The sequence below is a fragment of the Azospira sp. MPR-LB4 genome, assembly GCF_058809525.1.
This window is the reverse complement of the sequence record NZ_CM179521.1, coordinates 2,056,481-2,082,861: the sequence shown is the minus strand read 5'-3', so window position 1 is coordinate 2,082,861 and position 26,381 is coordinate 2,056,481. Positions and strand designations below refer to the sequence as shown.

Below are 26,381 nucleotides of genomic sequence, written 5' to 3'. Positions count from 1 at the left end.
AAACAATGGACCGCCGCGTTCCCGTCAGCGTCCTCACCGGCTTCCTCGGCGCCGGCAAGACCACCCTGCTCAACCACCTCCTGCGCCAGCCGGAGATGGCCGATACCGCCGTGCTCATCAACGAGTTCGGCGAGACGGGCCTGGACCACCATCTGGTGGAAAAGGTGGACGAGAACCTGGTGCTGCTCGACTCCGGCTGCCTCTGCTGTTCCGTCCGCGGCGACCTGGTGCGGGCCCTGAAGGACCTGGCCATGCGCGCCCAGCGGCGCGAGATCAAGGCCCTCAAGCGGGTACTGATCGAGACCACCGGCCTGGCCGATCCGGCGCCGGTGATGCACACCCTGATGGAAGACTTCTTCATCGCCGAGCGCTACCGTACCGATGGCGTCATCACGGCGGTGGATGCCACCCATGCCGAGGGCCAGCTGTCGCGCCACTTCGAGGCGGTGAAGCAGGTCACCATGGCCGACCGCCTGCTGCTGACCAAGACCGACCTGCTCGCCGATCCCGAGGCCCTGCCGCGCCTGGAGCGCCGCCTGCAGCGCCTCAACCCCGGCGCGCCGCGCCATGTGGTGGTGCAGGGCCGGGCCGACGCCGCCTGGTTCCTCGACAGCGGCACCTTCAACGCCGCCGCCAAGGCGCCGGAAGTAGCCCGCTGGCTGGCGGAGGAAGCGGTCAAGGCGACCCGGGCCAGCCACAGCGGCCACGACCACGATCCCAACCGCCACGACGCCCTGGTGCACGCCTTCACCCTGCGCTTTGCCGAGCCCCTGCACTGGGGCGATTTCCTCGAAGCCCTGGACGTGCTGCTGGCCACCTGCGGCGACCGCATCCTGCGGGTCAAGGGCCTGGTGCACGTGGCCGGGGAGGCGCAGCCCCGGGTGGTGCATTGCGTGCAGCACACCCGCTACCCGACCCTGGTGCTGGATGCCTGGCCGGAAGCCGAACCCTTCAACGACCGCAGCACCCGGCTGGTGTTCATCGTGCGCAACTTCGCCAAGGACAACGTGGAGAAGGCTTTCACCATGTTCTGCGGCGGCGTTCGCGATGCCGACGGGCAGGCCGTCTAAACCGCCATGATGCCGGCGCCGCGCTGCCGCCCCCCCGCCCGCCTCGCCCGCTGGCTGGCCCTGCTGCCCCTGTTGCTGGCGGCGGTGTGGCTGCTGCACCTGGCCAGCCATCTGCAGGGCGAGGAGGGGGCCGGCCCGGCGGCCGAGTCCTGTCTCGTCTGTCTGCACCTGGGCGGCCACGCGACGCCCCTGGCGGCGACAGCTGCTCCCCTGCCCTTGTCCCTGGCCGCTTTCGAGCCGGCCATCGCCAGCGCGTCCCGCTGGCGCCATCTGCCGACCCCCCTGCCCCGCCAGGGCGCCCCGCCTCGATCCTGAGCAACGAGCCATGAAGAGCCGCATCCCCCTTGCCTCTCCGGCCGGGGGCTGGCGGCCGTCGCTGTCCCGTCGTTGTCAGATTTGAATTGAGGTAGACCATGTTCACTCCCCGTTACACCCCCCTGGCCCTGGCCGTTTCGTTTGCCCTGGCCGCCGGCGCCGCCCAGGCCGCTCCCGATGCCGACGTGGCCCGGGAAATGAAGCAGATGCGCGAGCAGCTGCAGCAGATGCAGCGCGCCTACGAGCAGCGCATCGCCGCCCTGGAAGGGCGCCTGGCCCAGGCTGAAACCAAGGCCGTCAAGGCCGAGAAGACGGCGGTGGATGCCAGCGCCACCGCCGGCGAGGCCAAGGCCAGCGCCGAGAGCGCCCAGGCCTCCCGCAGCCGGGAACCGGTGCGGGCCAATGCCTTCAACCCGGAAATCTCCCTCATCCTCACCGGCACCTACAACAACCTGAAGAAGGACCCCAACAGCTACCAGATCACCGGCTTCACCCCGACCCTGGGCGAAGTGGGCCCCGGCAGCCGCAGCTTCAGCCTGGGCGAGACCGAGCTGGTGCTGAGCGCCAACGTGGACCCCAACTGGCGCGGCGTCGCCATCGCCGCCCTGAAGCCCGAAGGCGGCGTGGATATGGAAAACGCCTACATCGAGAGCCTGGGCCTGGGCCGCGGCTTCAACTTCAAGGCCGGCCGCTTCTTCTCCAGCCTCGGCTATCTCAACGAGCAGCACGCCCACGCCTGGGACTTCGTCGATGCGCCCCTGGCCTACAAGGCCTTCCTCGGCAACCAGTTCGGCCAGGACGGGGTGCAGCTGCGCTGGCTGGCACCCACCGAGACCTTCCTCGAGATCGGCGCCGAAGCCGGCCGCGGCCAGTCCTTCCCCAGCACCGACCGCAACAAGAACGGCACCACCACCGGCGTCCTCTTCGCCCACCTGGGCGGCGACGTGGGCCCCAGCAACGCCTGGCGCGCCGGCCTCTCCTACCTGGGCACCTCGCCCAAGGACCGTACCTACCAGGACACGGACAGCCTGGGGGCGGCGGTGGACGACACCTTCAGCGGCAAGAGCCGCCTGTGGATTCTGGACGGGGTGTGGAAGTGGGCGCCCAACGGCAACCCCAGCGTCACCAACTTCACCCTCCAGGGCGAGTACTTCCGCCGCACCGAAAGCGGCACCCTGGCCAGCAACTCGGCCGCCGGCGCCTGCGGCGGCGATTGCAGCGGCAGCTACGAGAGCAAGCAGTCCGGCTGGTACCTGCAAGGGGTGTACCAGTTCATGCCGCGCTGGCGCGCCGGCCTGCGCCACGACCGCCTCGATTACGGCACGGTGGACATCGGCCTGGCGAAGAACGGCATCCTCAGCGGTTCCGACTTCCCGGTCATGGCCAGCCACAACCCGACCCGCAACAGCGTCATGTTCGACTACAGCCCCAGCGAGTTCTCCCGCTTCCGCGTGCAGCTGGCGCGGGACCAGTCCGGGCTGGGGGAAACGGACAACCAGGTGTTCCTGCAATACATCCAGAGTCTGGGCACCCACGGCGCCCACAAATTCTAAAAACCACGCTGGCACCGGCGATGCGTCGTTGCTTGGGGCCTTGTGTGCAAGAGCACACGGCGGCTCCTCGCGCCTAGCCTCGCCGGCACCAGCGTGGTTTTCAAGGTGATCTGAATTTTTTGGCGGAGTGGGTTTTGCCCCTTCGCCGGCTGAAAGGAATTTCCATGCAACGACTGATTGTTTTACTGCTCCTGGCTTTCACCCTGCCGGCCCAGGCGGCGCTCAATGTGCTGGCCACGGTGCCCGAATGGGCGGCCCTGGTGAAGGAGATCGGCGGCGACAAGGTCAATGTGGTGGCCGCCACCAACGGCCTGCAGGACCCCCACCGCATCGAGGCCAAGCCCTCCCTCATCGCCCGGGGCCGCAATGCCCAGCTGCTGGTGGCCACCGGCGCCGAGCTGGAGGTGGGCTGGCTGCCCCTGGTGCAGCGGGAGTCGGGCAATCCGGCGATCCAGAGCGGCCAGCCCGGCTATTTCGAGGCGGCCCGCTACGTCACCCTGCGCGAAGTGCCGGCGGTGCTGGACCGCTCCCACGGTGACGTCCATGCCGGCGGCAATCCCCACATCCAGACCGATCCGCGCCTCTACCTGAAAATCGGCGAGGCCCTGGCCGAGCGCCTGGCCCTGCTGGACCCGGCCCAGGCCCAGGCCTACCAGGCCGGCTACCGCAGCTTCGCCGAACGCTGGAAGGCCGCCATCGCCCGCTGGGAAGCCAAGGCCGCCCCGCTCAAGGGCGTGCCGGTACTGGTGCAGCACGACGCCTTCCCCTACCTCAATGCCTGGCTCGGCCTGAAGCAGGTCGGCGTGCTGGAGCAGAAGCCGGGCATGGAACCGTCTTCCGGCTACCTGGCGGAAGTGCTGGCGCGGCAGCAGCACAACCCGGGGCGCATGGTCCTGCGGCCCGCTTACCAGTATGATGCCCCCTCCCGCTGGATCGCCGACAAGGCCGGCATCCCCTCCGTGATCCTGCCCTTCACCGTGGGCGGCACGGCCGAGGCCAAGGACCTGTTCTCCCTTTTCGACGACACGGTGAACCGCCTCCTGGCCGCCCTGCGCTGAACCCTCCATGCCCACTGCCTCCGCCCATCCCCTGCTCAGCGTTGCCGCCCTCGTCGCCGGCTACGGCCGGCCCGTGGTGGGGCCGGTGGATTTCACCCTGGCCCGGGGCGAGGTGCTGGGGCTGGCGGGGCCCAACGGTTCGGGCAAGAGCACCCTGCTCTCGGTCCTGGCCGGCGCCGGCCGGCGTTTTGCCGGCAGCGTCGAGCTGGCGCCGGGGGTGGAAATCTCCTGGCAGACCCAGCGCCAGCCGGCAGTGGCCGGCATCCCCCTCAACGGCCGGGAGCTGCTGGCCCTTACCGGCGCCAGCGCTGCCGGCCTGCCGCCCTGGCTGGCGGCCCGCCTGGAGGAGCGCCTGGACCGGCTTTCCGGCGGCCAGCTGCAGTTCCTGCACCTGTGGGCCTGCCTGCAGGCGCCGGCGGACGTGATCCTGCTCGACGAACCCACCAACAACCTGGACCCCCAGGGCGTGGCCGCCCTGGGAGCCGCCATCGCCGCCCGGGCGGCGGCCGGCGCCGGCATCGTCCTGGTCAGCCACGACGACGATTTCGTCGCCGCCGCCTGCCAGCGGGTGGTGCGCCTGCCGGGAGGGCCCCGGCCATGAACCTGGATCTGCTGTCCGACCCCCTCTTTCTCTGGCCCTGCCTCACCGGCCTGGTCTTCGCCCTGCTGCTGCCCCTCTGCGGCGCCTACCTGCGCCTGCGCGGCGAGTGGCTGGCGGCCCTCTCCTACGCCCAGATGGCGGCTGCCGGCAGCCTTTCGGCGGCAGCCCTGGCCCTGCCCCTGGTCCTGGGCGGGCCGGCTGCGGCCTTCCTGGCGGCGGCGGTGAAAAACGCCTTCGAGGAGGCGGCCGAAGCCACCCGGGGCGCCGCCTACGCCATGCTGCTGCTGGCCGGCTGGGGCACGGCGGTGCTGCTGGCGGCCAACCTGCCCCTGGCCGAGCGCCTGGGCCATGCCCTCTTCGACGGCCAGCTCTATTTCACCGACCGCAGCCATTTCCTCGCCGCCCTGGGCGCCTTCGCCGTGGCCGTGCCCCTGCTGCGCTGGCTCTCCCGGCCCCTGCTGCTGTCCCATTTCTACCCGGATTTCTACCGGGCCCGGGGCCGCTCCAGCCGCCGCCTGCACCTGGCCTTCGACCTGGTGGTGGCCGGCGTCCTGGCCCTGGCCACCACCAGCGTCGGCGTCATGGCCGCCTTCGCCCTGGTCTTCATCCCGCCCCTGGCCGCCGCCCCCTGGGCCCGCAGCTGGCGTGCCGCCCTGTGGCTGGGCGCCCTCCTGGGCGGCCTGGCTCACCTGCTGGCCTTCGCCCTGGCCCTGGTCCTGGATCAGCCCTTCGGCCCGGTACTGGCCCTGCTGCTGGTTCTCCTGGGGGCCGCCAGCGCCCTGCTGGCGCGCGGCTTTCCCCGGATTGCGGCATGACGGCGTAGTGTGATAAAAGTCATAAGCTAGTCGTTATATACTGCTGCGGCGTTTTGCTGCCCACTGAAAGCAGGCCATGATTTTCTCGCTGTTCAAGAAGAGTCGCGAAGACAACAAGGTTCCCGAAGCCCGCATGGTCAAGGTACCGGCGCCGACCCCGGCCGCCGCGCCCCAGCCCGCCGGGGCTCCTGCCGCGCCCGCCGCCGCGCCCCTCGAAACTCCCTCCAAGGCCGCCCCGGCCGTGGATTCCATGTCCCTGGACTTCACCGGCTTCTCCCTCGGCGACCTGGAGTCCGGCGGCATCGAGCTGGATAACGAAAGCGATCCCCTGGAAGCCGTGGTGGAACAGGCCGCCGTGCTCTACGCCAACGGCCAGGAAGGTGTCGCCAAGGCCACCCTGGAAGACGCGGTGGGCCGCTACCGTTCCGGCCCCACGGCCATCCGCCTGTGGATGATGCTGTTCGATTTCTACCAGCTGCACGGCGACAAGGCCGCCTTCGAAAACCTGGAACTGGACTTCGCCCGCATTTTCGAGCGATCCCCGCCGGCCTGGTGCGATACCAAGAAGGCCGAGGCGGTGGTGGCTGGCGGCACGCCCACCACCCTCTTCAAGGGCGCCATGGAAGGCAGCAATCATGCCGCTTTCGGCATCCTGGCCGATGCCCTGGAGAAGAACCAGAAGCAGCGCCTGGACCTGTCCAAGGTGCAGCAGCTGGACGATGCCGGGGCCGAGCGTTTCCTCAAACTGTTGCAGCAGTCGGCCAAGCGCAAGCAGGTGCTGGAACTGGCCGGCATCGAGGCCCTGGAAGGCCTGCTGGCCGCTGCCGCAGTCACCGGCAAGGCCGAGAATCCCCAGTGCTGGCTGCTGCAGCTGGAACTGCTGCAACGGGCCGGCCGCCAGGAACAGTTCGAGGAGCGGGCGGTGGATTACGCCGTCACCTTCGAAGTGTCGCCCCCCTCCTGGGACCCGGCCCGGGTCCAGGCCACCCCGGTGGCCGCCGCCCAGTGTCCGGACTGTACGGACGGCAGCGAGGGCGACGAGGCCTACCGTCTCAGCGGCGAACTGAAAAACGCCCGCTTCAACGACCTCAAGGATTTCGCCGAAAGCCGGGACCCGGTGGTCCTGGATTTCACCGCCGTGGTGCGCATCGACTTCGTCAGCGCCGGCGCCCTGGTGAATATGCTGACCCCCTGCAAATCCGCCGGCAAGGCGGTCATCATCCGCAACACCAACCGCCTGGTGTTCGAGCTGCTGGCGGTGGTGGGGGTCAATGCGGTGGCCCGCATCGAGCCGGCCCGCAAGTGAATTGGCAGCCTGCCGCCCCGCCGTGGCGCGGGCGGCAGCGCATTTCCCCTTCTTTCCCGAACTGAAGAAACCGCATGGAACAGTATCACGGCACCACCATCCTCTCGGTGCGCCGCGGCGCCTCCGTCGCCATGGGCGGCGACGGCCAGGTGACCCTGGGCAACATCGTCGTCAAGGCCACGGCGCGTAAGGTACGCCGCCTCTACAACGACCGCATCCTGGCCGGCTTTGCCGGCGGCACTGCCGACGCCTTCACCCTCTTCGAGCGCTTCGAGGCCAAGCTGGAAAAGCACCAGGGCAACCTGGTCCGCTCCGCCGTGGAGCTGGCCAAGGACTGGCGCAGCGACCGGGCCCTGCGCCGGCTGGAGGCCATGCTCTCCGTCGCCGACCGGGAGTCCTCCCTCATCATCACCGGCAACGGCGACGTGCTGGAACCGGAGTACGGCATCGTCGCCATCGGTTCCGGCGGCGCCTACGCCCAGTCCGCCGCCCGGGCCCTGATCGAGAACACCGAGCTGGCCCCCGGCGAGGTGGTGCGCAAGTCCCTGGAGATTGCCGGCGACCTGTGCATCTACACCAACCGCAATTTCACCATCGAGACCCTGGAGTAAGGACGCCATGACTCAGATGACTCCCCAGGAAATCGTGCACGAGCTGGACAAGCACATCGTCGGTCAGGCCCAGGCCAAGAAGGCCGTGGCCATCGCTCTGCGCAACCGCTGGCGCCGCTCCCAGGTGGAAGAGGGCCTGCGCCACGAGATCACGCCGAAGAACATCCTCATGATCGGCCCCACCGGCGTCGGCAAGACCGAGATCGCCCGCCGCCTGGCGCGCCTGGCCAATGCCCCCTTCATCAAGATCGAGGCCACCAAGTTCACCGAGGTGGGCTATGTGGGCCGGGACGTGGACACCATCATCCGCGACCTCATGGAGACCGCCATCAAGGGCCAGCGCGAGCAGGCCATGAAGCGGGTGCGGGCCCGGGCCGAAGACGCGGCCGAGGACCGGGTCCTCGACGCCCTGCTGCCTCCCGCCCGGGGTGCCGGCTTCTTCAACGAGAACCAGGGCAGCAGCGAGGATTCCACCACTCGCCAGAAATTCCGCAAGAAGCTGCGGGAGGGCGAACTGGACGACAAGGAAATCGACATCGAGGTGGCGGCCCCCGGCATGCAGGCGGAGATTTTTGCGCCGCCGGGCATGGAGGAGCTGACCAGCCAGATCCAGGGCATGTTCCAGAGCATGGGCACGGCCCGCAAGAAGTCGCGCAAGCTGAAAATTCCCGAAGCCATGAAACTGCTGGTGGAGGAAGAGGCGGCCAAGCTGGTCAATGACGAGGAAGTGAAGCTGGAAGCCCTGAAGAACGTGGAGCAGAACGGCATCGTCTTCCTCGACGAGATCGACAAGATCGCCTCCCGCTCCGATGCCCATGGCGCCGACGTCTCCCGCCAGGGCGTGCAGCGGGACCTCTTGCCCCTGGTGGAAGGCACCACCGTGTCCACCAAGTACGGCATGGTCAAGACGGACCACATCCTCTTCATCGCCAGCGGCGCCTTCCACCTGGCCAAGCCGTCGGACCTGATCCCCGAGCTGCAGGGCCGCCTGCCCATCCGGGTGGAACTGGATTCCCTCTCCGTCTCCGATTTCGAGCAGATCCTGACCCAGACCGACGCCTGCCTGACGCGCCAGTACCAGGCCCTGCTCGGCACCGAGGGCCTGAAGCTGGAATTCACCGCCGACGGCATCAAGCGCTTGGCGGAGATCGCCTACTCGGTCAATGAAAAGACCGAGAACATCGGCGCTCGCCGCCTGTACACGGTCATGGAAAAGCTGCTGGAGGAAGTCTCCTTCACCGCCGGCAAGTCCGGCGCCGAGACCCTCACCGTGGACGGCGCCTACGTGGATGCCCGCCTGGGCGAACTGTCCCGGGACGAGGACCTCTCCCGCTACGTGCTGTAAGAAGCGGGGCGGCGGCAGGCCGCCCCGACGTCCCCAACTAGGGGCAACCCTGATGGCCGCCCCGCCCGGGCCGCCGTTACACTCTCCCGGAACCCCGCCCTGGAGCCGGCATGCTGCTGCGCATCGTCGCCATCGTCTTTCCCCTCTTCGCCATCGTCTTCTTCGGCTGGCTCTACGGCCGCAAGAAGCAGCCGGACATGGCCTTCGCCAACCAGCTCAACATGGAAGTGTTCGTGCCGGCCCTGGTCTTCGCCGCCATGGCCGACAAATCCTTCGACCTGGCCGCCAACTGGGGGCTGGCCGTAGGCGCCGTGGTGGGCGTGGTCGGCTCCGGCCTCGCCGGCTGGGGCCTGGCCCGTCTGCTGGGCAGCGCCCCCAAGACCTTCGTGCCGCCCATGATGTTCAACAACTGCGGCAACCTGGGTTTGCCCCTGGCGGTGCTGGCCTTCGGCGACGGAGCCCTGGCTCCCATGGTGGTGCTGTTCATGGTCTCCAACCTGCTGCACTTCTCCTTCGGCGCCTGGCTGCTCGACCACCACACCCGCCTGGCCAATCTGTGGCGCATTCCCGTGGTGCTGGCCAGTCTGGCCGGCCTGGCGGTGAGCCTGCTGCACATTCCCATCTGGCCGCCCCTGAAGCTGGCCATCAAGATGCTGGGCGACGTCTCCATTCCCCTGCTGCTCTTTTCCCTCGGCGTGCGCCTGGCCGGCTCCAGCCTGTCGGCGGTGCGGGTCGGCCTGTGGGGCGCCCTGGCCCGGCCCCTGGTGGGCCTGCTGCTGGCCTACGCCACCGCCCTGGCCTTGGGCCTGGAAGGGCAGCAGAAAGCCCTGCTGGTGATCTTCGGCGCCCTGCCGCCGGCCGTGCTCAACTACGTCTTCGCCGAACGCTATCGCCAGGAGCCGGACCAGGTGGCCTCCATCGTCCTGCTCGGCAACCTGGCCGCCCTCCTGTTCCTGCCCCTGGCCCTGGCCCTGGTGTTGCCCTAGTCCGTCGAGTCCGGGAGCGGCCTACCGGGCCGGCAGGTTTTCGGGCCAGGGCAGGGGCCTCTTCCCCTGTCCGAAAACCTACAAATGTCGCATTCCTCTCCCCCCGCTGCGGGCCCTGTCTGAAATCAGCAACCGCATGATTTAAATAGCTTGTTTTAAAAAATCCGGCCCTGGCACCCTTATTGCTGATACCCCGGCAAGAGGCCATGCCATGACAACCATCACCATCAACGACACCACCCTGCGCGACGGCGAACAGACCGCCGGGGTGGCGTTCACCGCCGCGGAGAAACTGGCCATTGCCCAGGCCCTGGCGGCGGCCGGGGTGCCGGAGATGGAGGTGGGCATTCCCGCCATGGGCGAGCAGGAGCAGGAAGTGATCCGGGCCATCGCCGGCCTTGGGCTGTCCAGCCGGCTCATGGTGTGGGGCCGCATGTGCGCCGCCGACCTGGAGGTGACGCGGCGCTGCAATGCCCACATCGTCAATCTCTCCATTCCCGTTTCCGACCAGCAGATCCGCCACAAGCTGAACAAGGACCACCGCTGGGTGCTCGATTCCATCCGCCGCTTCGTGCCCGAGGCCCGGGCGGCGGGGCTGGAGGTGTGCGTCGGCGGCGAGGATTCCTCCCGGGCCGACCTGGACTTCCTGCACCGGGTCATGGAGGCGGCCCAGGCCGCCGGCGCCCGCCGTTTCCGCTTTGCCGATACCCTGGGGGTGCTGGACCCCTTCATCACCCACCAGCGCATCGCCGCCCTGCGGGCCCGCAGCGACCTGGAAATCGAAATCCACGCCCATGACGACCTGGGCCTGGCCACCGCCAACACCCTGGCTGCGGTGACCGCCGGCGCCACCCACATCAACACCACGGTGAACGGTCTTGGCGAGCGGGCCGGCAATGCGCCCCTGGAAGAGTCGGTGATCGCCCTCCGGCATCTCTACGACATCGACAGTGGCGTCGATCCCCTGCAGCTGCCGGCCATCTCCGATCTGGTGGCCAAGGCTTCCGGCCGGCCGGTGGCGGTGAACAAGAGCATCGTCGGCGCCAACGTGTTCACCCACGAGGCCGGCATCCACGTGGATGGCCTGGCCAAGAACCCGGCCAACTACCAGGCCTTCGATCCGGCGGAAGTGGGCAAGGGCCACCGCATCGTGCTGGGCAAGCATTCCGGCTCCACCGCCGTGATCCACGCCTACAAGGACTTAGGGATAGACATCGACGAGGGCATGGCCCGCCGCATCCTCTCCCGGGTGCGCAGCTACGCCATGGCCTTCAAGCGCCCGCCGGGCTTTCGCGAACTGATGAGTTACTACCTGGAAGGGATGCAGGGGAGCGGCCGTCCGGCCCCCCGGCTGCATGTCGTCTGAACAAGGAGAAGCCTATGGAAACCCTGATGGACGAACTGCAGCAGCTCTCCACCGCCGAGGAATTCCTCGACTACTTCGGCCTGGAATACGACCCGGCCGTGGTCAGCGTTTCGCGCCTGCACATCCTCAAGCGCTTCAACCAGTACCTGGCCCGGGAAGGCGGACTGGCGGGCCTCAACGAGGGCCTGAGCCGCATCAAGTGCCGGGAGCTGCTGGCCCGGGCCTACACCGATTTCGTTCATTCCTCCGGGATCGAGCAGAAGGTTTTCAAAGTGTTTCAACAGGGCGTGCAGCGGGTATCCGTGGATAGCCTGCGCCGCTCCCTAGGAGAGGCAAGCCATGCATAGTGTCGTCTGTATCAAGCAGGTGCCGGACTCGGCCCAGATCCGGGTGCATCCGGTGACCAACACCATCATGCGCCAGGGGGTGCCGGCCATCATCAACCCCTACGACCTGTTCGCCCTGGAAGAGGCCCTGCGCCTCAAGGACAGGTTCCGCGGCACCGTCACCGTGGTCACCATGGGCCCGCCCATGGCCGAGGCGGCCCTGCGCAAGTGCCTTTCCTACGGCGCCGACGACGCCATCCTGGTGTCCGACCGGGCCTTTGCCGGTTCCGACACCCTGGCCACCTCCTACGCCCTGGCCACGACCATCAAGAAGATCATGGGCAACATGCCGGTGGACCTGATCTTCACCGGCAAGCAGACCATCGACGGCGACACCGCCCAGGTGGGCCCCGGCATCGCCAAGCGCCTCGACTACCAGCTCCTCACCTACGTCTCCAAGATCGTGGACCTGGACCTGGAGAAGAAGGAAATCACCGTGGAGCGCCGGGCCGAGGGCGGCGTGCAGCTCCTGAAGACCGCTACCCCCTGCCTCATCACCATGCTTGAAGGCACCAACGAGATGCGCTTCGGCGACCTGGACGACCTGTTCCGCGCCGCCCGCTATGACCTCAAGGTGTGGAACCGGGAAGCCGCCGGTATCGACGATGCCGAGATGATCGGTCTCAAGGGCAGCCCCACCGTGGTGAGCAAGGTCTTCGCCCCCCGTCCCCGCAGCCAGCGGGCCGAGATGGTGGAGACGGTGGACAACGATCCGAAGAACCTGGCCGTGACCCTCCTGGCCAAGGTGTTCACCCAGCACCCCAAGCTGGAAAAGGAAATCGCCAAGCGGGCGGGTTAACCAGGGAAGAGGACAACAGCCATGAGCGAACAACCGAAAAAGCCGGCGAAGAAAAAGGTCGAACTGGACCCCCGCTTCGTCAATTACAAGCACGTCTGGGTGGTCGTCGAGAGCGAGCGCGGCGAAGTGCATCCGGTCTCCTGGGAACTGCTGGGTGAGGGCCGCAAGCTGGCCGACGCCCTCGGCGTGCAGCTGTGCGGCGTGGTCATGTGCGGCCCCGGCGAACGCGGTGCCGGCATCTGCGGCGAGGCCTTCACCTACGGCGCCGACAAGTGCTACCTGATGCAGGACGAGGTGCTGAAGGACTACCGCAACGAGCCCTACACCAAGGCCCTCACCGATCTGGTGAACACCTACCAGCCGGAAATCCTCATGCTCGGCGCCTCCACCCTGGGCCGGGACCTGGCCGGCTCGGTGGCCACCACCCTGGGCACCGGCCTGGTGGCCGACTGTACCGAACTGGTGATCGAGACCGAGACCCGCAACCTGGCCTCCACCCGTCCCACCTTCGGCGGCTCCCTGCTCTGCACCATCATGACCCAGCGCCACCGGCCCCAGATGGCCACCGTGCGCCCCCGGGTGATGGCCATGCCGGAAGCCGACGGCAGCCGTAGCGGCGAGATCGTCACGGTGCCCTTCTCCATGGTCGAGACCTCCATCGTCACCAAGGTGCTGGAGTTCATCGCCGACGACACCCGGGACAAGCCCAACCTGCCCTTCGCCGACATCATCGTCTCCGGCGGCCGGGGCCTGAAGAAGCCGGAGAACTTCCAGCTGGTGTGGGACCTGGCCAAGGTCCTGGGGGCCGAGGTGGGCGCCTCCCGTCCGGTGGTGCAGGCCGGCTGGGCCGAGCTGGACCGCCAGGTGGGCCAGTCCGGCAAGACGGTGCGACCCAAGCTGTACATCGCCGCCGGCATCTCCGGCGCCATCCAGCACCGGGTGGGCATGGACGGAGCCGACGTCATCATCGCCATCAACACCGATGCCAACGCCCCCATTTTCGACTTCGCCCACTACGGCATCGTCGGCAACGCCATGACCATCCTTCCGGCGCTGACCGAAGCCTTCAAGGCCCACCTGGCGCAAGCCAAAAAAGCCGGCTAACAGGAGAACACCATGGCTGAAAAATTTGACGTGATCGTGGTCGGCGCCGGCATGGCCGGCAACGCCGCCGCCTACACCCTGGCCAAGGGCGGCCTCAAGGTGCTGCAGATCGAGCGGGGCGAAACCCCGGGCTCGAAGAACGTGCAGGGCGCCATCCTCTACTCGGACGCCATCGAGAAGATCATTCCCGACTTCCGCGACGACGCCCCCCTGGAGCGCCACCTCATCGAGCAGCGGGTGTGGATCCTGGACGACAATTCCTATGTCGGCACCAACTACCGCTCCGAGGATTTCAACAAGCCGCCCTACAACCGCTACACCATCATCCGCGCCCACTTCGACCAGTGGTTCAGCAAGAAGGCGCGGGAGGTCGGTGCCCTCACCATCTGCGAGACCACCGTCACCGAGCTGCTGCTGGACGGCAAGAAGGTGGTGGGGGTGATGACCGACCGCAAGGGCGGCGAAATCTACGCCGACGCGGTGATCCTGGCCGACGGGGTGAATTCCCGCCTGGCCACCAAGGCCGGCTTCCATCCCGAGATCAAGCCCAAGGATGTGGCCCTGGCGGTGAAGGAAATCCACTTCCTGCCCCAGGAGACCATCGAGGCCCGCTTCAACATCGGCGAGGAAGAGGGCGTGGTCATCGAAATGGCCGGCACCATCTCCGAAGGCATGATGGGCACCGCCTTCCTCTACACCAACAAGGAATCCATCACCCTCGGCATCGGCTGCATGCTGTCGGACTTCAAGAAGCAGAAGACCACGCCCTACGAGCTGCTGGACAAGATGAAGAAGCATCCTTCCATCGCCCCCCTGATCGAAGGCGGCGAGATGAAGGAATACGCCGCCCACCTGATCCCCGAAGGCGGCTACAACGCCGTGCCCCAGGTCTATGGCGACGGCTGGCTGATCGCCGGGGATGCCGGCATGTTCGTGAACGGCATCCACCGCGAAGGCTCCAACCTGGCCATGACTACCGGCATGCTGGCGGCCCAGACCCTGGTGGAGCTGAAGCAGGCGGGCAAGGCCTTCACCGCCCCCAACCTTTCCAAGTACAAGGCCAAGCTGGACGACAGCTTCGTCATGAAGGACCTGAAGAAGTACCGCCGCATGCCGGACATCTTCCACAAGAACAACCAGTTCTTCACCACCTACCCGACCCTGCTGTCGAAGGCGGCCCAGACCATCATCCGGGTGGACGGGGTGGACAAGAAGACCAAGGAAAAGGAGATCAAGAAGAGCTTCATCGCCTCCCGCTCCGTCTTTGGCCTGATCGGCGACGCCTTCAAGTTCTGGCGCGCCATGGAATAACCCGGAGGACATGACCATGTTGAAAGTCGAAGAGAAACTGTTCCAGGACCGCTACCGGGTCGATTCGGGCCGTCCCCACATCCAGATCAAGAACCCGGAGCTGTGCACCCACAAGTGCGCCGAGCAGCAATGCACGGTGTGCTGTCCCGCCGGCTGCTACACCCAGGAGGGCAACGGCAAGGTGGTGCTGATCTCCGACGGTTGTCTGGAGTGCGGCACCTGCCGCATCATCTGCGACGAACACCGCAACCTGGAATGGGAATGGCCCCGGGGCGGTTTCGGCATCCTCTTCAAGTTTGGTTGAGGGCTGTTAGAACCTTTGCCACAGAGGGCACACCCCCAAGGGGGTAAAGAGAACACAGAGTTTCCTGCGGATTTTTATCCAGGTTTGGATTGAAATGAGCCATGCCGTAGGACCCAGGAGGGGCGGTCGTTGCAGCCGTTCGGTGCCGGAGAATGGCGTCCTTATTGGTCCGCGCGGCAGCCGGTTTTGACTTTACTCTGTGATCTCTGTGCCCTCTGTGGCTAAAAAAGAAAGCGCAAAAATGGAAGACATTCATCTGTTCCTCGCCCACGCCATCACCCTGGAGCGGGATTCCGCCCGGCGCTACGAGGAGCTGGCCGAAGGCATGAAAACCCTGGGCGATCCGGAAGTGGCCGCCTTCTTCGAGCAGATGGCCCACTACTCCCGCCTGCATCTGGCCGAGGCCACGGAGCGGGGCGGCTTCCGCCATCCGCCCAAGCTGGAGGCCCACGAGTACCAGTGGCCCGACGGCACCAGCCCGGAGACTGCCGCCTGGGCCGGGGTGGATGCCTTCATGGACGTGCCCTCCGCCCTGGCCCTGGCCCTTGACGGGGAGCAGCGCAGCTACGCCTTCTACGCCGGCATTGCCGCCACCACCCGTAATCCCCGGGTCAAGCTGATGGCCGAGGAATTCGCCGCCGAAGAAGGCGAGCACGTGGCCGAGCTGGAAAAACGCATCGCCAAATTTCCCGCCTGAGGAGGCGCCATGAAACCCAAGAAGCACGTTTTCGTCTGTACCCAGGGCCGGCCCCCCGGCCATCCCCGGGGCAGCTGCATGCAGAGCGGCGGCCAGGCGGTGATGCAGGCCTTCCTCAACGAGCTGGGCGGCCGCAACGCCTTCGACCGCTTTGCCGTCACCGCCTGCGGCTGTCTCGGCCCCTGCGACGGCGGCCCCCACGTCCTGGTCTACCCGGATGGGGTGCTGTACCAGCACGTGCAGCCCGGCGACGCCGGGGAAATCTTCGACCAGCATCTGGAATTCGACGAGCCCCTGGAACGGCTGCGGGCTCCCGCCGGAGTATGGGACTAGATCTGGAAGACGGCGACCCGGCCGGCGGCGAAAGCATCCCCGGCTACTGCGGCGACCTCCCCGCTGCCACCGCGGCCCTGCTGCACGAAGCCGCCGCCTGCGACGACGAACGGCGGGCCGAGTTCCTCATCCTCCGGGCCCATCACCAGTCTCCCTTCCACTTCGCCGTGTACCTGGCCCTGTACAAGTTCCACTTCTACCGCCAGCACTTCGAGGCGGCGGAACAGTGGATGCGGGCCGGCCTGGCGGCCAGCGCCCAGGCCGCCGGCTTTCCCCTGGATGCGCCGGCCCCGGCCCGCTTCGCCGAGCCCCTGGCGGCGGCGCCCCGCTTCTATCTTTTCTCCCTCAAGGCCCTGGCCTTCACCCTGCTGCGCCAGCAGCGCCCGGAGGAAGCCCGGGCCTACCTGGACCAGCTGCAGCGCCTGGACCCGGAGGATCGCATCGGCGCCGGCCCGGTCCGGGCGGTGGCCGCGGCGACGGCTTAAAGGGCGGCCCGGCGCGTCCATGGTTCCTGCTCCGGCCAGCCAGGCGCCGCCCCGGGCGGCCTGCCCCGAACTGCACCTGCCGCCGCCCCTGCCCGGCATCGTCGCCGCCGTCGGCGAGGATGAGCTGCGCTGGCTTTGCCTGCGCCTGGCGGAAGCCCTCCAGGCCGGGCCCCTGGCGGCGGTATGGCAGCTGGAGGTGGATGAGTTCTCCGATCTCGCCGGCGAACTGGCCGAGCTGGTGGTGCACGGCCTGGCCGGCCGCCAGCGGCAACGGGCGGTGATCGCCTGGGTCCGCCTGTGGGGCCGCCATGGCCCCCTGGCGCTGGACGAAGGGCTGCGCCAGTCCTGGCTGGGGCTGTGGTCCGGGCAGTTGCAGCGGGTGCCCCTGCCGGCCTACCTGGCCCGTCCCCTGGTGCGCTGGATGGAGGCCCTGACGGCCCAGTGGGTGCAGCCCGGTGCCGCCACGGTGCTGGCTTTTCCCCGGGCATCCCCCGGGTAGCGCCCGTGGTTTTCCCCGGGCTGTAATTTGCCCCCGTTTCCCCTAGACTGGCCTCAAAAACCACTCCCGGGAAGACGTCTTATGGCCATCAAGGAAAGCTGGCGCTGGATCGCCCTGGTGCTGCTGCTGGTATGCGGCATCGACCTGCGCCTGTACTTCCTGGCCCAGGACGAACGGCAGGCAACCCTGGCCCGGGCCCACGCCACCCTGCACACCAGCGCCAAGGTGCTGCTGGGCCGCATGGACCAGTTGCTCGATACCTACGACCGCACCCTGTCCGGCATCGGCGAGGCCATTGGTGCCCACGGCGGCCTCTCCCGCCGGCCCGATCTCTACCTGCACCGTCTGCTGCTGCGCCGCCACGCCATCACCCCGGGCCTCAACTGGCTGATGCTGGCCGGGACCGATGGCCGCATCGCCGAACTGTCGGACCGCTTCCCCGCCAGCGACGTGGACGACGTCTCCCAATGGCCGTTCTACCAGCTCCCCCTGCGTCATTGGGAGATGGGCCTGTACATCGGCCCGGCCCAGCGCTCGCCCCACTCCAACGAGCCCTTCGTCCCCGTCAGCCGCCGCGTCGAGAACGACGGCGAACGCCTCCTCGGCGTGGTGGCAGGCGGCATCAACCCGGAGCAGCTGCGCCGCCTGCTGGAAGACGAGGACCTGCCCCCCGGCTTCGCCCTGCACCTGCTGCTGGAAGACGGCCGGGCCCTGGCCTGCCTGCCCCTGGGTCCCGACTGCCTGGAACGCAACTGGCTGGCCGACCCGGGGCTGGCCCGCGCCATCCTGGCGGCACCCCACGGCCCCTTCGACAACGGCCGGGTCATCGGCGACGTGGTGGGGCCCGGCGCCTTTGCCCGCTCCGAGCGCTACCCGGTGCTGGTGGTGGCCACCGCTGACGAGGCCCGGGTGCTGGCGCCGTGGCGGGACAGCCTGCCCAGCTACTGGGTCATCGCCCTGGGCAGCAACATTGGCCTGGCGGCCCTGGCCTATTTTGCCTACCACCAACTGCTGCGCCGCCGCCGCGCCCTGGAGGCCCTGCGGGAAGCCAACCAGGGCCTGGAGGCCCGGGTGGCCCAGCGCACCGCGGAACTGCGCCAGCGCGAGGCCCAGGCCCGCACCTTCATGGACACCGCCATGGACGCGGTGGTCGTCCTCGACCAGGAACGCCGGGTGCTGGAATTCAACCGGGCGGCGGAGCGGCTCTTCGGTTTCCGCGCCGAGGAACTGCTGGGCCGCAGCGTGGAGGAGTTCATGCCGGAGCAGACGGTGCCGATCCACCGCGCCCTGCTGGCGGAAGCGGCCGCCGGCCATGCCGCCGATGGGGCCGGCCACGGCCGCGAGATGCTGGCCCGCGCCGCCGACGGCCGCGAATTCCCGGTGGAAGTGAGCATCGGCAGCACGGAACTGGCGGGGGGGCGGGTTTTCGTCGGCATCCTGCGCGACATCAGCGAACGCAAGGCGGTGGAAGAGGAGCTGCAGCGCCTGGCCACCACCGACGGCCTCACCGGCATTCTCAACCGCCGCGCCTTCACCGCCGAGGCCGAGCGCCTGGTGGCCCTGGCCCGGCGCCACGATCACCCCCTGGCCCTGTTCATCCTCGATGCGGACAAGTTCAAGAACATCAACGACAGCCACGGCCACCCGGTGGGCGACCAGGTGCTCCAGGCCCTGGTCCGTGCCATCGGCGGCGGCCTGCGCCAGAGCGACGTCTTCGGCCGCCTGGGAGGCGAGGAATTCGGCCTGCTGCTGCCGCAGACGCCGCCGGCCGGGGCCCACCAGCTGGGCCAGCGCCTGTTGCAGGCGGTGCGCCAGGTGCGGCTGCCCCTGGCCCAGGGCGAACTGTCCTTCAGCGTCAGCATCGGAGCCTCCCTCCTGGCCGGTCCGGGGGACGACCTGGAGGCCATGATGCACCGGGCCGATGCCGCCCTCTATGCCGCCAAGGCCGGCGGCCGGGACCGGCTGGCCTGGGAAGGCTGGCAGCCCCCCGCTGCCTGAGCGCACTGGCCTGGGGCGCGGGGTCCTCCGGGCGACCCAAGGCGGGGCCCGGCACCCGGCCCCGGGGCGCCCCCATTCCCGCCATTGCCGGGAAATTCCCCTAAGTCCTTGTCCGGCATGGGCTTTGCTAATCGTTATATATTCGAAAAATAACGAAGGAAAGCCGCCATGAACGACCAGCCCGTTAGCGACATTGCCGATCAACTCAGCCCCGACCGGGTCGCGCCCCTGCGCCTGTACCCGGTGGCGGGTATTCCCGGTCCCTTTGCCGTGGCCGCCGGCCACGACCGTCTGGCCTGGCTGGAGCGGGCCGCCGTGGCCGACGCCCTGGCGGTGGGCGCGGAGGCCGCCGGGGAGGCCCGCCGCGCCGCCGAGGAACTGAACAATCTGGCCGGCGAACGCCTGGCCGAATGGGAGGCAGAGGATGGTGGGGAAGGCAGTGGCCGCCTGCGCCTGACGCCCCGGGGCCGGCGCCTGGCCATGGTGCTGGTGGCACTGGCGGAGGAACGGCAACTGCTGCGCCAGCGCTGCGGCGGCCATTTCGATGCGGATCTGCAACTGCTGGAACGGGTGGCGGTGCGCACCAGCGCCCGCAACCAGTTCTGCGGCCGGGTGCAGGCGGTGGAGCAGGGGCCCCTGCTCGACCAGGTGCTGCTGGCCCTGCCCGGTGGTCGCCTGCTGCGGGCCAGCGTCACCCCGGAGAGTACCCGCTGCCTGGGCCTGGCTCCGGGCCAGGAACTGGTGGCCCTGGTCAAGGCCTCGGCCACCCTGGTGCTGGGCAGCGGCGAAGGCAGTGACTACGCCGACTACAACCGCCTCGGCGGCATCGTCCAGCGCATCCAGGAAAGCGGCGAACGGCGGGAGATCGTGGTGGACCTGGGCCACGGCCTCACCGGCGTCGCCAACGCCGGCGCCGACCTGGCCGAACCCTTCGCCCCGGGCCAGCCGGCCTGGATCGCCTTCCGTCCCTCGGCCGTGCTGCTGGGTCTCGTCGGCTAGACCAGCACCAGGCTCACCGCCACGTCCCGGGGCGGGGCGCTGTAGGGCCAGGAGGAGACCAGCAGGCGGGCGCCGCTGGCGGCGTAGGCCGCCGCGTTGCCGGGGTGGATGCCGCCGGCGGCGGCGAGGATGGGGCGGAGCTCGTGGCTGGCCAGCAGGTCGCGGCAGGCGGTGACGGCGGCGGGGCTGAATTTCTCCAGTTGCAGGATTTCGGCGCCGGCCCGGGCCCAGACCAGGGCCTCTTCGGCGCTATGCACCTCCACCGCCAGCTTGTGCTCCGGCAGGGCGCCATGGAGCCGGGCCGCGGTGGCGGCGGGGGGCTCGGCGAGAAAGCGGCGGTGCTCGGCGAAGAGCAGGAGGGACTCGGAGAGGCCCAGGCGGTGCATGACGGCACCGCCACAGCGCATCGCTTTCACCGCCAGGGCTTTGTTGCCCGGCGGCGTCTTGCGCGTGCAGGCCACCGGCAGGGGCGCCGCCGCGGCCACCAGTTCGGTAGCGGCGCTGGCCAGGCCGCTGCTCCATTCCAGCAGCACCTGGGCGCTTTTCCAGGCCCGGTGCAGGGCGGCGGCACTGCCCTGGGCTTCCAGGATGGGGGCGTCGGCGGCCAGGGCCTCGCCGCTGGCCACCAGGGGGCGTGCCGCGCAGCCGGCCAGGGTCAGCAGGCGGACCGCCTCCTCGACGCCGCACAGGGTCATGGGCTGGCGGGCCCGGCAGTCGAGGCGGCCGGCCTGGGGGCCGATGCCCAGGGCGGCGGTGGTGAGGTCGCCGTGGGGTACGTCGTCGGCCAGCAGCCGGGTCAGGTCGGCGTCGCCGAGGACACAGTCGGTGTCGACCGCAGGCGTGGCGGAGGGGGAATGAGGATGGGAAAGAGGAGCGGCGGCAACCATGGCGGGCTTTCGTCGTTGGCGCCGCGCCGGGGGCGCGGCTAGTGGCGGGAGGTGAGCAGGTCCTTCAGCTTGCACAGGATCAGGGTCGGGTCGAAACGTGTGTCGGGCAGCACCTCGCCGGCCAGCACCCGGGCCAGGGCCGCCGCCGGGTCGGTCTCGCCGGTGAGCAGCACCTGGGCGCCGTGCTTGGCCATGTGGCGGATGAAGCCGTCGCCGGCGCTGGCGGCGATGACCACTTCCACCCCGTCCAGGGGATGGGGGCCGTTGTCGTCGAAGTGGTGGATGACCTGTTCCTTGGCCAGCTCGATGCGTTCCCCGGCGGGCAGGGGCGCACCCGGCCGGCAGTCGTAGAGCAGCCACTGGCGGGCCTGGCCGGCATGGCTGGAGACGGTGGCGAAATCCTTGGCGGCGATGGCGATTTTCATGGTGTCGGAAATCCTACAAAGGGAGGCGGATGGCTCTTCAGAGCGAATTCCGTACCGCTTCGCCTTCCTTGCAAGGGCCGGTCTGGGAGGCAGAAGGGACGGCCTTCTCGACGATGCCATGCTGAATAGTGGCGTCCCGCTTGCCGTTGCGGGCAGCGCCTGCAGAAAACCCGAGTCGCGGCCTGGCGGTCGCCTTCGCCAGCCGTGCAGCCCTCAGGCCAGCAGGGCCACGGCCTTGATCTGGGCCCACACGTTTTTCCCCGGCTGCAGTTGCAGCTGGTCCCGGGAGCGGCGGGTGATGCGGGCCAGCAGGGGCGTGCCGCCGGCTTCCAGACGTACCAGGACGTGGGCCGGGGTGTCGGCGTCGGCGATGGCGGCCACCGTGGCCGGCACCCGGTTGAGGATGGAGCTGTCGTCCCGTTCCGAGAGGGAGAGGCTGACGTCCCGGGCCCGCACCTGGAAGCGCAGGCGCTTGCCCGGGTTTTCCGGGCCGTGGGCCACCTGCACCCGGCCGCCGGGGAAATCCAGGGCCAGCAGGTGGTAGGCGGCATCGTGGCCGGCCACGAGGCCTTCCACCACCACGCCGGCGTCGTCGCTCACCGCCGTGGGCAGGTCGAGACGGGCCAGGGTTTCCGCCAGGGGGCCGCTGGCCGCCACCTGGCCGTTGTCCAGCAGCACCAGGTGGTCCGCCAGGCGCGCCACTTCATCGGGGGAATGGGTGACGTAGAGCACCGGGATGTCCAGCTCCTCCCGCAGGCGGGTGAGATAGGGCAGGATCTCGGCCTTGCGCTTGCCGTCCAGGGCGGCCAGGGGCTCGTCCATGAGCAGCAGCCGGGGCGAGGCCAGCAGGGCCCGGGCGATGGCCACCCGCTGCCGCTCGCCGCCGGAGAGCTTGTCCGGGCGGCGGGCCAGGAGGTGGCCGATGCCCAGCAGTTCCACCGCCTGGGCCAGGTCCACCCGCCGTTCGGCGGCGGCCAGGCGCTTGCGGCCGAAGTCCAGGTTGGCCTCGACGCTGAGGTGGGGAAAGAGGCTGGCCTCCTGGAAGACATAGCCCAGGGGGCGACGATGGGTGGGTAGGAAGTGGTCGCCGTCCTGCCACACCTCGCCGTTCACCTCCAGGTAGGCGCCGGGGTGGCGCTCCAGGCCGGCGATGGCTCGCAGCAGGGTGGTCTTGCCCGAGCCGGAGTGGCCGAACAGGGCGGTGACGCCCCGGCCCGGCAGGGTCAGGTCTGCCGCCAGGGAAAATTCCCCGTAGGCGATGTGAAAGCGGGCGCGAATGGCCTGATCGTCGTTGGGCATTTCAGTAGCCATGGCGGCTCCTTGCCTTGCTGCCGTAGAGGGCCAGCAGCACCAGGAAGCTGAAGACCAGCATGCCGCCGGCCAGCCAGTGGGCCTGGGTGTATTCCAGAGCCTCCACGTGGTCGTAGATCTGCACCGAGACCACCCGGGTCTTTTCCGGGATATTGCCGCCGATCATCAGCACCACGCCGAACTCGCCCACGGTGTGGGCGAAGCCCAGGATGGTGGCGGTGACGAAGCCGGGCCGGGCCAGGGGCAGCACTACCGAGAAGAAGGTGTCCCAGGGCGAGGCCCGCAGGGTGGCGGCCGCCTCCAGGGGCCGTTCCCCCAGGGACTCGAAGGCCTGCTGCAGGGGCTGCACCACGAAGGGCATGGAGTAGAGCACGGAGGCCAGCACCAGGCCGGGAAAGGTGAAGGGCAGCAGGCCCAGGCCGAGGGACTGGGTCAGCTGGCCGATGGGGCCGTTGGGGCCCAGGGTCACCAGCAGGTAGAAACCGAGCACCGTCGGCGGCAGCACCAGGGGCAGGGCCACGGCGGCCCCCACCGGGCCCTTTAGCCAGGAGCGGGTGCGGGCCAGCCACCAGGCGATGGGCGTGCCGAAGAGCAGCAGGAGGAGGGTGGTGGTACCGGCCAGCTTGAGGGTCAGCAGGACGGCGTTCCAATCATCGGGACCGAAGGGCATGGGCGGCGTGGGGCAGTCGGGTCAGGTAAGTATGGCCGAAGGGCGGTGCAGGTGGTGATTGTGGCAGCCGGCGCAAAAGGGGGCCGGGGCGGCGCCTGGCGCCCCGCCCGGCCCAAGGGGGTGACTCAGAGGTCGTAGCCGTAGGTCTTGATCACAGCCCTGGCCTTGTCGCCCTTCAGATACTTGACCAGGGCCTCGGCGGCGGGCTTGGCCTTGCCGTTGACGGTGCCCTTTTCCAGGATGGCGGCGTCCTGGCGGATGGGGCTGTACAGCTTGCCCGGCACCAGCCAGACGGAGCCGCCCTTGAGCTGGCCGTGCTCGTCCAGCACCTGGGCATAGGCGACGAAGCCGAGCAGGGCGTTGCCGGTGGCGACGAAGTTGTAGGCCTGGGCGATGTTCTCGGCCTGCACGAACTTGGGCGCCAGGGTGTCGTAGGCGCCCAGGGCCTTCATGGTCTCCACGGCGGCGGCGCCGTAGGGGGCCAGCTTGGGATTGGCCAGGGAGAGATGATCGAAGCCGCCCTTCTTCAGCACTTCGCCCTGGTTGTCCACGATGGCCGGCTTGGCGCTCCACAGCACCAGCTTGCCGATGGCGTAGGTGAAGCGGCTGCCGGGCAGGATGCCGTTTTCCTTTTCCAGTCGGGCCGGGGTCTCGTCGTCGGCGGCGAGGAAGACCTCGAAGGGGGCGCCGTTCCTGATCTGGGAATAGAACTTGCCGGTGGCGCCGAAGGACAGCACCGCCTTGTGGCCCGTGTCCTTCTCGAACTGGGCGGCAATCTTCTGCATGGGGGCGGTGAAGTTGGCGGCCACGGCCACCTGCACCTCGTCCGCCTGGGCGGCGGTGGCGGCGAAGGCGCCCAGGAGGGCGGTGGCGAGGATGGCGGCGGAACGGCGGGGCAGGGTCATGGCGGTTCTCCGAAGGTCGTGAAAGGGGATTGGGAAAAGCGGGAATCAGGCGGTGGCGGCGAGGATCACGCTGGAGGCCTTGAAGAAGGCGCAGGCCTTCTTGCCCGGCACCAGTTCCAGGGACTCGATGCTGCCGTGGGTGACCACGGCGGTGAGGGTCTTGCCGCCGGGCAGGGTCAGGGTGACCTCGGCATTCACCGGGCCGTCGTGGATGTGGCTGATCTCGCCCCACAGCTGGTTGCGGGCGGTGATGCGGCCGGCGCCCTCGGTCAGCAGCATCAGGGAGGAGGCCTTGACCAGGGCGCAGATCTCCTTGCCCAGGGCCAGTTCCAGGTTCTCCGAGGATTCCCTGGTGATGATGGCCACCAGCTCGGTGGATTCATCCAGGGCGATGCGCACCTCGAAATCCACGCCGCCGTCGCGCAGGCCGACGATCTTGCCGACGAACTGGTTGCGGGCACTGGTGCGCACCGAGAGGCGGCGCAGCAGGGACTGGAACTGGCGCACGTCGCCCTCGCTGATTTCTGCCATATGGCCGGCGAGGCGGTCCAGGGCGCCCTGGTATTCCTGCTCCACGGCCCGGTAGAGGGCGATGATCTTGCGTCCGTAGTCTGTCAGCAGGGTGCCGCCGCCGTGGCGGCCGCCGGTGCTGCGCACCACCAGGGCCTCGTCGGCCAGGTTGTTCATGGCATCCACCGCATCCCAGGCCGCCTTGTAGGAGAGGGGCACGGCCTTGGCCGCCTGGGAAATGGAGCCGTGGGTGTCGATGGCCTCCAGCAGGCGGATGCGGGTGTCGCCGAGAAAGGGGCCGAACTCGGTTTCCAGGGCCAGCTTGCCCACCAGCTTCTGTTGATTTTGGGACATCACAGCCTCTTCCTTGTCACGAAATATACAAAACTACATAGCCATTCTGGTGCGCGGGCGATCATTGATGCACCACCGCGGGGATTTGCAGCGCTATGGTTGAATTTATGCAACGGAACGACCTAGACTGCGCTTCATCACGCAAGAACCATGCGCGATATTATGTAGTAAATAGCGCAATTGAAAATAACCCGGATCAAAAAGGAGTTCAGCATGAAGACCAGCGCCCGTAACGTCTTTTCCGGCAAGGTGAGCGCCCTCACGGCCGGCGCCATCAATACCGAGGTCGAAATCACCACCGACGGCGGTGACCGGCTGGTCGCCATCGTCACCCAGGCCAGCGTCAGGGAACTGGGCCTGGCCCTGGGCAAGGAAGCCTTCGCCCTGGTCAAGGCGCCCTGGGTCATCCTCATGGCCGACGACGGCGAGGTGAGGTTCTCCGCCCGCAACCAGCTCAAGGGCACGGTGCAGAAAATTTCCCGGGGCGCCATCAACACCGATGTGGTGCTGGCCCTGGCCGGCGGCACCCAGGTGCACGCCGTGGTCACCAACGAGGCGGTGACCGAACTGGGCCTCAGGGAAGGCAGCCCGGCCACCGCCCTGATCAAGGCCAGTCACGTGGTGCTGGGCGTGCCGGCCTGAGTTTTTCGGCCAGCAGAAAAGGAAAAAGCCGCCCGTGGGCGGCTTTTCTATTTTGCGGCATCGACTCCTGCGGCGAGGAGTGCTGGCCGCTTCCCCTTTGGGGGAAATTTGCTCCGGGTGCGCCGGATCAGGCGCGGCAGGTTGCCGGTTTGGGTTGGGGCTTCTTGCCCTTGGATTCCTTCTTCTTGTCCTTGCTGCCCATATGTTTGCTCCTTGAATGAGGGTGCCGGCGCGATGCCGGCACTGTCTGGATCATAGTACGGATGGCGGATGCCGGGAGGCCGGAATTCCTTCTGCATGCCGGTGATTGGGCGGGGGAGGGCGGCGATCGGTTAAAATCCCGTCCCTGTTAACTGGAGAACCCCATGTCCAACCTGCCCGCCTGCCCCCAATGCACCCTGGAAAACACCTACCCGGACGGCGACAACTACGTCTGCGCCGATTGCGGTTTTGAATGGCCCCAGGCCGGTGCGGCGGCGGAAGAGGAAGCCGACGCCGTGATCAAGGACGCCAACGGCACCGTGCTCAACGACGGCGACGCCGTGGTGCTGATCAAGGACCTAAAGGTCAAGGGTTCCTCCATCGTCCTCAAGCAGGGCTCCAAGGTGAAGAGCATCCGTCTGGTGAGTGGCGGCGACCACGAGGTGGACTGCAAGCTGGACCAGGGCAATTTCATGCTCAAGGCCTGCTTCCTGAAGAAGGTCTGAGTCGTATAGGCACCGGCAGCGCCGGTCCC

General features: G+C 68.3%; 30 protein-coding genes. 24 read left to right on the top strand and 6 right to left on the bottom strand.

Annotated elements, in window-relative coordinates; translation table 11 throughout:
• The first annotated feature begins 5 nt into the window (after positions 1–5).
• From AC3QLZ_RS09815 to AC3QLZ_RS09710, 22 genes are all read left to right on the top strand, one after another.
• Complete coding sequence (locus AC3QLZ_RS09815) at positions 6–1,070, top strand: CobW family GTP-binding protein (RefSeq protein ID WP_014235699.1); 1,065 nt, start codon at positions 6–8, stop codon at positions 1,068–1,070.
• 6 nt (positions 1,071–1,076) lie between these two features.
• Positions 1,077–1,385: a hypothetical protein gene (locus tag AC3QLZ_RS09810; RefSeq protein ID WP_014235698.1), complete on the top strand. Its 309-nt coding sequence runs from the start codon at positions 1,077–1,079 to the stop codon at positions 1,383–1,385.
• A 98-nt stretch (positions 1,386–1,483) separates the two neighbouring features.
• A complete protein-coding gene (locus tag AC3QLZ_RS09805) occupies positions 1,484–2,938 on the top strand; it encodes a hypothetical protein (RefSeq protein WP_014235697.1) in 1,455 nt (484 codons plus the stop codon).
• 164 nt (positions 2,939–3,102) lie between these two features.
• Complete coding sequence (locus tag AC3QLZ_RS09800; RefSeq protein ID WP_014235696.1) at positions 3,103–3,996, top strand: metal ABC transporter substrate-binding protein; 894 nt, start codon at positions 3,103–3,105, stop codon at positions 3,994–3,996.
• 7 nt (positions 3,997–4,003) lie between these two features.
• A complete protein-coding gene (locus AC3QLZ_RS09795) occupies positions 4,004–4,597 on the top strand; it encodes an ATP-binding cassette domain-containing protein (RefSeq protein WP_014235695.1) in 594 nt (197 codons plus the stop codon).
• A complete protein-coding gene (locus AC3QLZ_RS09790) occupies positions 4,594–5,412 on the top strand; it encodes a metal ABC transporter permease (RefSeq protein WP_014235694.1) in 819 nt (272 codons plus the stop codon). Before AC3QLZ_RS09795 ends, AC3QLZ_RS09790 begins: the two co-directional genes overlap by 4 nt.
• Positions 5,413–5,488: 76 nt before the next feature.
• Positions 5,489–6,718 carry an STAS domain-containing protein gene (locus AC3QLZ_RS09785; protein WP_014235693.1) on the top strand — a complete coding sequence of 410 codons (1,230 nt, stop codon included), beginning with the start codon at positions 5,489–5,491 and terminating at the stop codon, positions 6,716–6,718.
• Between the two features lie 74 nt (positions 6,719–6,792).
• Positions 6,793–7,329 carry an ATP-dependent protease subunit HslV gene (gene hslV, locus AC3QLZ_RS09780; protein WP_014235692.1) on the top strand — a complete coding sequence of 179 codons (537 nt, stop codon included), beginning with the start codon at positions 6,793–6,795 and terminating at the stop codon, positions 7,327–7,329.
• Positions 7,330–7,336: 7 nt separating this feature from the next.
• Complete coding sequence (hslU, locus tag AC3QLZ_RS09775; protein WP_014235691.1) at positions 7,337–8,674, top strand: ATP-dependent protease ATPase subunit HslU; 1,338 nt, start codon at positions 7,337–7,339, stop codon at positions 8,672–8,674.
• 110 nt (positions 8,675–8,784) lie between these two features.
• Positions 8,785–9,660, top strand: coding sequence for an AEC family transporter (locus tag AC3QLZ_RS09770; RefSeq protein WP_014235690.1), 876 nt, complete (start codon positions 8,785–8,787; stop codon positions 9,658–9,660).
• 211 nt (positions 9,661–9,871) lie between these two features.
• Positions 9,872–11,026, top strand: a complete 1,155-nt coding sequence (nifV, locus tag AC3QLZ_RS09765) for a homocitrate synthase (RefSeq protein ID WP_014235689.1) — start codon at positions 9,872–9,874, stop codon at positions 11,024–11,026.
• 14 nt (positions 11,027–11,040) lie between these two features.
• Complete coding sequence (gene nifW, locus AC3QLZ_RS09760; RefSeq protein WP_014235688.1) at positions 11,041–11,373, top strand: nitrogenase stabilizing/protective protein NifW; 333 nt, start codon at positions 11,041–11,043, stop codon at positions 11,371–11,373.
• Positions 11,366–12,211: an electron transfer flavoprotein subunit beta/FixA family protein gene (locus AC3QLZ_RS09755; protein ID WP_014235687.1), complete on the top strand. Its 846-nt coding sequence runs from the start codon at positions 11,366–11,368 to the stop codon at positions 12,209–12,211. Before nifW ends, AC3QLZ_RS09755 begins: the two co-directional genes overlap by 8 nt.
• A gap of 21 nt (positions 12,212–12,232) precedes the next feature.
• A complete protein-coding gene (locus tag AC3QLZ_RS09750; protein ID WP_014235686.1) occupies positions 12,233–13,315 on the top strand; it encodes an electron transfer flavoprotein subunit alpha/FixB family protein in 1,083 nt (360 codons plus the stop codon).
• Positions 13,316–13,327: 12 nt separating this feature from the next.
• Complete coding sequence (locus tag AC3QLZ_RS09745) at positions 13,328–14,626, top strand: FAD-dependent oxidoreductase (RefSeq protein ID WP_014235685.1); 1,299 nt, start codon at positions 13,328–13,330, stop codon at positions 14,624–14,626.
• A 16-nt stretch (positions 14,627–14,642) separates the two neighbouring features.
• Entirely contained in the window at positions 14,643–14,930 is a 288-nt protein-coding gene (locus AC3QLZ_RS09740; RefSeq protein ID WP_014235684.1) for a ferredoxin family protein, read from the top strand.
• A 241-nt stretch (positions 14,931–15,171) separates the two neighbouring features.
• On the top strand, positions 15,172–15,627 hold the full coding sequence (locus AC3QLZ_RS09735; RefSeq protein WP_492783243.1) for a ferritin-like domain-containing protein: 456 nt from the start codon (positions 15,172–15,174) through the stop codon (positions 15,625–15,627).
• Between the two features lie 9 nt (positions 15,628–15,636).
• Positions 15,637–15,960, top strand: coding sequence for a (2Fe-2S) ferredoxin domain-containing protein (locus AC3QLZ_RS09730; RefSeq protein ID WP_014235682.1), 324 nt, complete (start codon positions 15,637–15,639; stop codon positions 15,958–15,960).
• Positions 15,951–16,445 carry a hypothetical protein gene (locus AC3QLZ_RS09725; protein ID WP_014235681.1) on the top strand — a complete coding sequence of 165 codons (495 nt, stop codon included), beginning with the start codon at positions 15,951–15,953 and terminating at the stop codon, positions 16,443–16,445. The genes AC3QLZ_RS09730 and AC3QLZ_RS09725 overlap by 10 nt, the downstream gene beginning before the upstream one ends.
• 19 nt (positions 16,446–16,464) lie before the next feature.
• Positions 16,465–16,944, top strand: a complete 480-nt coding sequence (locus tag AC3QLZ_RS09720) for a hypothetical protein (RefSeq protein WP_014235680.1) — start codon at positions 16,465–16,467, stop codon at positions 16,942–16,944.
• Between the two features lie 81 nt (positions 16,945–17,025).
• Entirely contained in the window at positions 17,026–18,942 is a 1,917-nt protein-coding gene (locus AC3QLZ_RS09715; protein ID WP_014235679.1) for a sensor domain-containing diguanylate cyclase, read from the top strand.
• A 168-nt stretch (positions 18,943–19,110) separates the two neighbouring features.
• Entirely contained in the window at positions 19,111–19,941 is an 831-nt protein-coding gene (locus tag AC3QLZ_RS09710) for a TOBE domain-containing protein (protein WP_014235678.1), read from the top strand.
• On the opposite strand, the gene modD is transcribed toward AC3QLZ_RS09710, so the two are convergent.
• The 6 genes from modD to AC3QLZ_RS09680 form a co-directional block, all read right to left on the bottom strand.
• Positions 19,938–20,828: a ModD protein gene (gene modD, locus AC3QLZ_RS09705; protein ID WP_014235677.1), complete on the bottom strand. Its 891-nt coding sequence runs from the start codon at positions 20,826–20,828 to the stop codon at positions 19,938–19,940. The two genes, AC3QLZ_RS09710 and modD, sit on opposite strands and share 4 nt — an antisense overlap.
• A gap of 38 nt (positions 20,829–20,866) precedes the next feature.
• Positions 20,867–21,253, bottom strand: a complete 387-nt coding sequence (locus tag AC3QLZ_RS09700; protein ID WP_014235676.1) for a NifB/NifX family molybdenum-iron cluster-binding protein — start codon at positions 21,251–21,253, stop codon at positions 20,867–20,869.
• 213 nt (positions 21,254–21,466) lie between these two features.
• On the bottom strand, positions 21,467–22,564 hold the full coding sequence (gene modC / locus AC3QLZ_RS09695) for a molybdenum ABC transporter ATP-binding protein (protein WP_014235675.1): 1,098 nt from the start codon (positions 22,562–22,564) through the stop codon (positions 21,467–21,469).
• On the bottom strand, positions 22,554–23,234 hold the full coding sequence (modB, locus tag AC3QLZ_RS09690; RefSeq protein WP_014235674.1) for a molybdate ABC transporter permease subunit: 681 nt from the start codon (positions 23,232–23,234) through the stop codon (positions 22,554–22,556). Before modB ends, modC begins: the two co-directional genes overlap by 11 nt.
• Positions 23,235–23,359: 125 nt before the next feature.
• Positions 23,360–24,139, bottom strand: a complete 780-nt coding sequence (gene modA / locus AC3QLZ_RS09685; RefSeq protein WP_014235673.1) for a molybdate ABC transporter substrate-binding protein — start codon at positions 24,137–24,139, stop codon at positions 23,360–23,362.
• 45 nt (positions 24,140–24,184) lie between these two features.
• Positions 24,185–25,003 (bottom strand): TOBE domain-containing protein, encoded by an 819-nt coding sequence (locus AC3QLZ_RS09680; RefSeq protein ID WP_014235672.1) that lies wholly within the window; start codon positions 25,001–25,003, stop codon positions 24,185–24,187.
• A 213-nt stretch (positions 25,004–25,216) separates the two neighbouring features.
• Between AC3QLZ_RS09680 and AC3QLZ_RS09675 the strand changes: the two genes are divergently transcribed.
• Both AC3QLZ_RS09675 and AC3QLZ_RS09670 read left to right on the top strand, forming a co-directional pair.
• A complete protein-coding gene (locus AC3QLZ_RS09675) occupies positions 25,217–25,645 on the top strand; it encodes a TOBE domain-containing protein (protein ID WP_014235671.1) in 429 nt (142 codons plus the stop codon).
• Between the two features lie 365 nt (positions 25,646–26,010).
• Complete coding sequence (locus AC3QLZ_RS09670) at positions 26,011–26,352, top strand: zinc ribbon domain-containing protein YjdM (protein WP_014235670.1); 342 nt, start codon at positions 26,011–26,013, stop codon at positions 26,350–26,352.
• Positions 26,353–26,381 lie beyond the last annotated feature (29 nt).

Bases quoted from the DNA above. Each gene is read 5' to 3' on its own strand.
- AC3QLZ_RS09815 (WP_014235699.1), top strand. From the start codon at position 6: ATGGACCGCCGCGTTCCCGTCAGCGTCCTCACCGGCTTCCTCGGCGCC.
- AC3QLZ_RS09810 (WP_014235698.1), top strand. From the start codon at position 1,077: ATGATGCCGGCGCCGCGCTGCCGCCCCCCCGCCCGCCTCGCCCGCTGG.
- AC3QLZ_RS09805 (WP_014235697.1), top strand. From the start codon at position 1,484: ATGTTCACTCCCCGTTACACCCCCCTGGCCCTGGCCGTTTCGTTTGCC.
- AC3QLZ_RS09800 (WP_014235696.1), top strand. From the start codon at position 3,103: ATGCAACGACTGATTGTTTTACTGCTCCTGGCTTTCACCCTGCCGGCC.
- AC3QLZ_RS09795 (WP_014235695.1), top strand. From the start codon at position 4,004: ATGCCCACTGCCTCCGCCCATCCCCTGCTCAGCGTTGCCGCCCTCGTC.
- AC3QLZ_RS09790 (WP_014235694.1), top strand. From the start codon at position 4,594: ATGAACCTGGATCTGCTGTCCGACCCCCTCTTTCTCTGGCCCTGCCTC.
- AC3QLZ_RS09785 (WP_014235693.1), top strand. From the start codon at position 5,489: ATGATTTTCTCGCTGTTCAAGAAGAGTCGCGAAGACAACAAGGTTCCC.
- hslV (WP_014235692.1), top strand. From the start codon at position 6,793: ATGGAACAGTATCACGGCACCACCATCCTCTCGGTGCGCCGCGGCGCC.
- hslU (WP_014235691.1), top strand. From the start codon at position 7,337: ATGACTCAGATGACTCCCCAGGAAATCGTGCACGAGCTGGACAAGCAC.
- AC3QLZ_RS09770 (WP_014235690.1), top strand. From the start codon at position 8,785: ATGCTGCTGCGCATCGTCGCCATCGTCTTTCCCCTCTTCGCCATCGTC.
- nifV (WP_014235689.1), top strand. From the start codon at position 9,872: ATGACAACCATCACCATCAACGACACCACCCTGCGCGACGGCGAACAG.
- nifW (WP_014235688.1), top strand. From the start codon at position 11,041: ATGGAAACCCTGATGGACGAACTGCAGCAGCTCTCCACCGCCGAGGAA.
- AC3QLZ_RS09755 (WP_014235687.1), top strand. From the start codon at position 11,366: ATGCATAGTGTCGTCTGTATCAAGCAGGTGCCGGACTCGGCCCAGATC.
- AC3QLZ_RS09750 (WP_014235686.1), top strand. From the start codon at position 12,233: ATGAGCGAACAACCGAAAAAGCCGGCGAAGAAAAAGGTCGAACTGGAC.
- AC3QLZ_RS09745 (WP_014235685.1), top strand. From the start codon at position 13,328: ATGGCTGAAAAATTTGACGTGATCGTGGTCGGCGCCGGCATGGCCGGC.
- AC3QLZ_RS09740 (WP_014235684.1), top strand. From the start codon at position 14,643: ATGTTGAAAGTCGAAGAGAAACTGTTCCAGGACCGCTACCGGGTCGAT.
- AC3QLZ_RS09735 (WP_492783243.1), top strand. From the start codon at position 15,172: ATGGAAGACATTCATCTGTTCCTCGCCCACGCCATCACCCTGGAGCGG.
- AC3QLZ_RS09730 (WP_014235682.1), top strand. From the start codon at position 15,637: ATGAAACCCAAGAAGCACGTTTTCGTCTGTACCCAGGGCCGGCCCCCC.
- AC3QLZ_RS09725 (WP_014235681.1), top strand. From the start codon at position 15,951: ATGGGACTAGATCTGGAAGACGGCGACCCGGCCGGCGGCGAAAGCATC.
- AC3QLZ_RS09720 (WP_014235680.1), top strand. From the start codon at position 16,465: ATGGTTCCTGCTCCGGCCAGCCAGGCGCCGCCCCGGGCGGCCTGCCCC.
- AC3QLZ_RS09715 (WP_014235679.1), top strand. From the start codon at position 17,026: ATGGCCATCAAGGAAAGCTGGCGCTGGATCGCCCTGGTGCTGCTGCTG.
- AC3QLZ_RS09710 (WP_014235678.1), top strand. From the start codon at position 19,111: ATGAACGACCAGCCCGTTAGCGACATTGCCGATCAACTCAGCCCCGAC.
- modD (WP_014235677.1), bottom strand. From the start codon at position 20,828: ATGGTTGCCGCCGCTCCTCTTTCCCATCCTCATTCCCCCTCCGCCACG.
- AC3QLZ_RS09700 (WP_014235676.1), bottom strand. From the start codon at position 21,253: ATGAAAATCGCCATCGCCGCCAAGGATTTCGCCACCGTCTCCAGCCAT.
- modC (WP_014235675.1), bottom strand. From the start codon at position 22,564: ATGGCTACTGAAATGCCCAACGACGATCAGGCCATTCGCGCCCGCTTT.
- modB (WP_014235674.1), bottom strand. From the start codon at position 23,234: ATGCCCTTCGGTCCCGATGATTGGAACGCCGTCCTGCTGACCCTCAAG.
- modA (WP_014235673.1), bottom strand. From the start codon at position 24,139: ATGACCCTGCCCCGCCGTTCCGCCGCCATCCTCGCCACCGCCCTCCTG.
- AC3QLZ_RS09680 (WP_014235672.1), bottom strand. From the start codon at position 25,003: ATGTCCCAAAATCAACAGAAGCTGGTGGGCAAGCTGGCCCTGGAAACC.
- AC3QLZ_RS09675 (WP_014235671.1), top strand. From the start codon at position 25,217: ATGAAGACCAGCGCCCGTAACGTCTTTTCCGGCAAGGTGAGCGCCCTC.
- AC3QLZ_RS09670 (WP_014235670.1), top strand. From the start codon at position 26,011: ATGTCCAACCTGCCCGCCTGCCCCCAATGCACCCTGGAAAACACCTAC.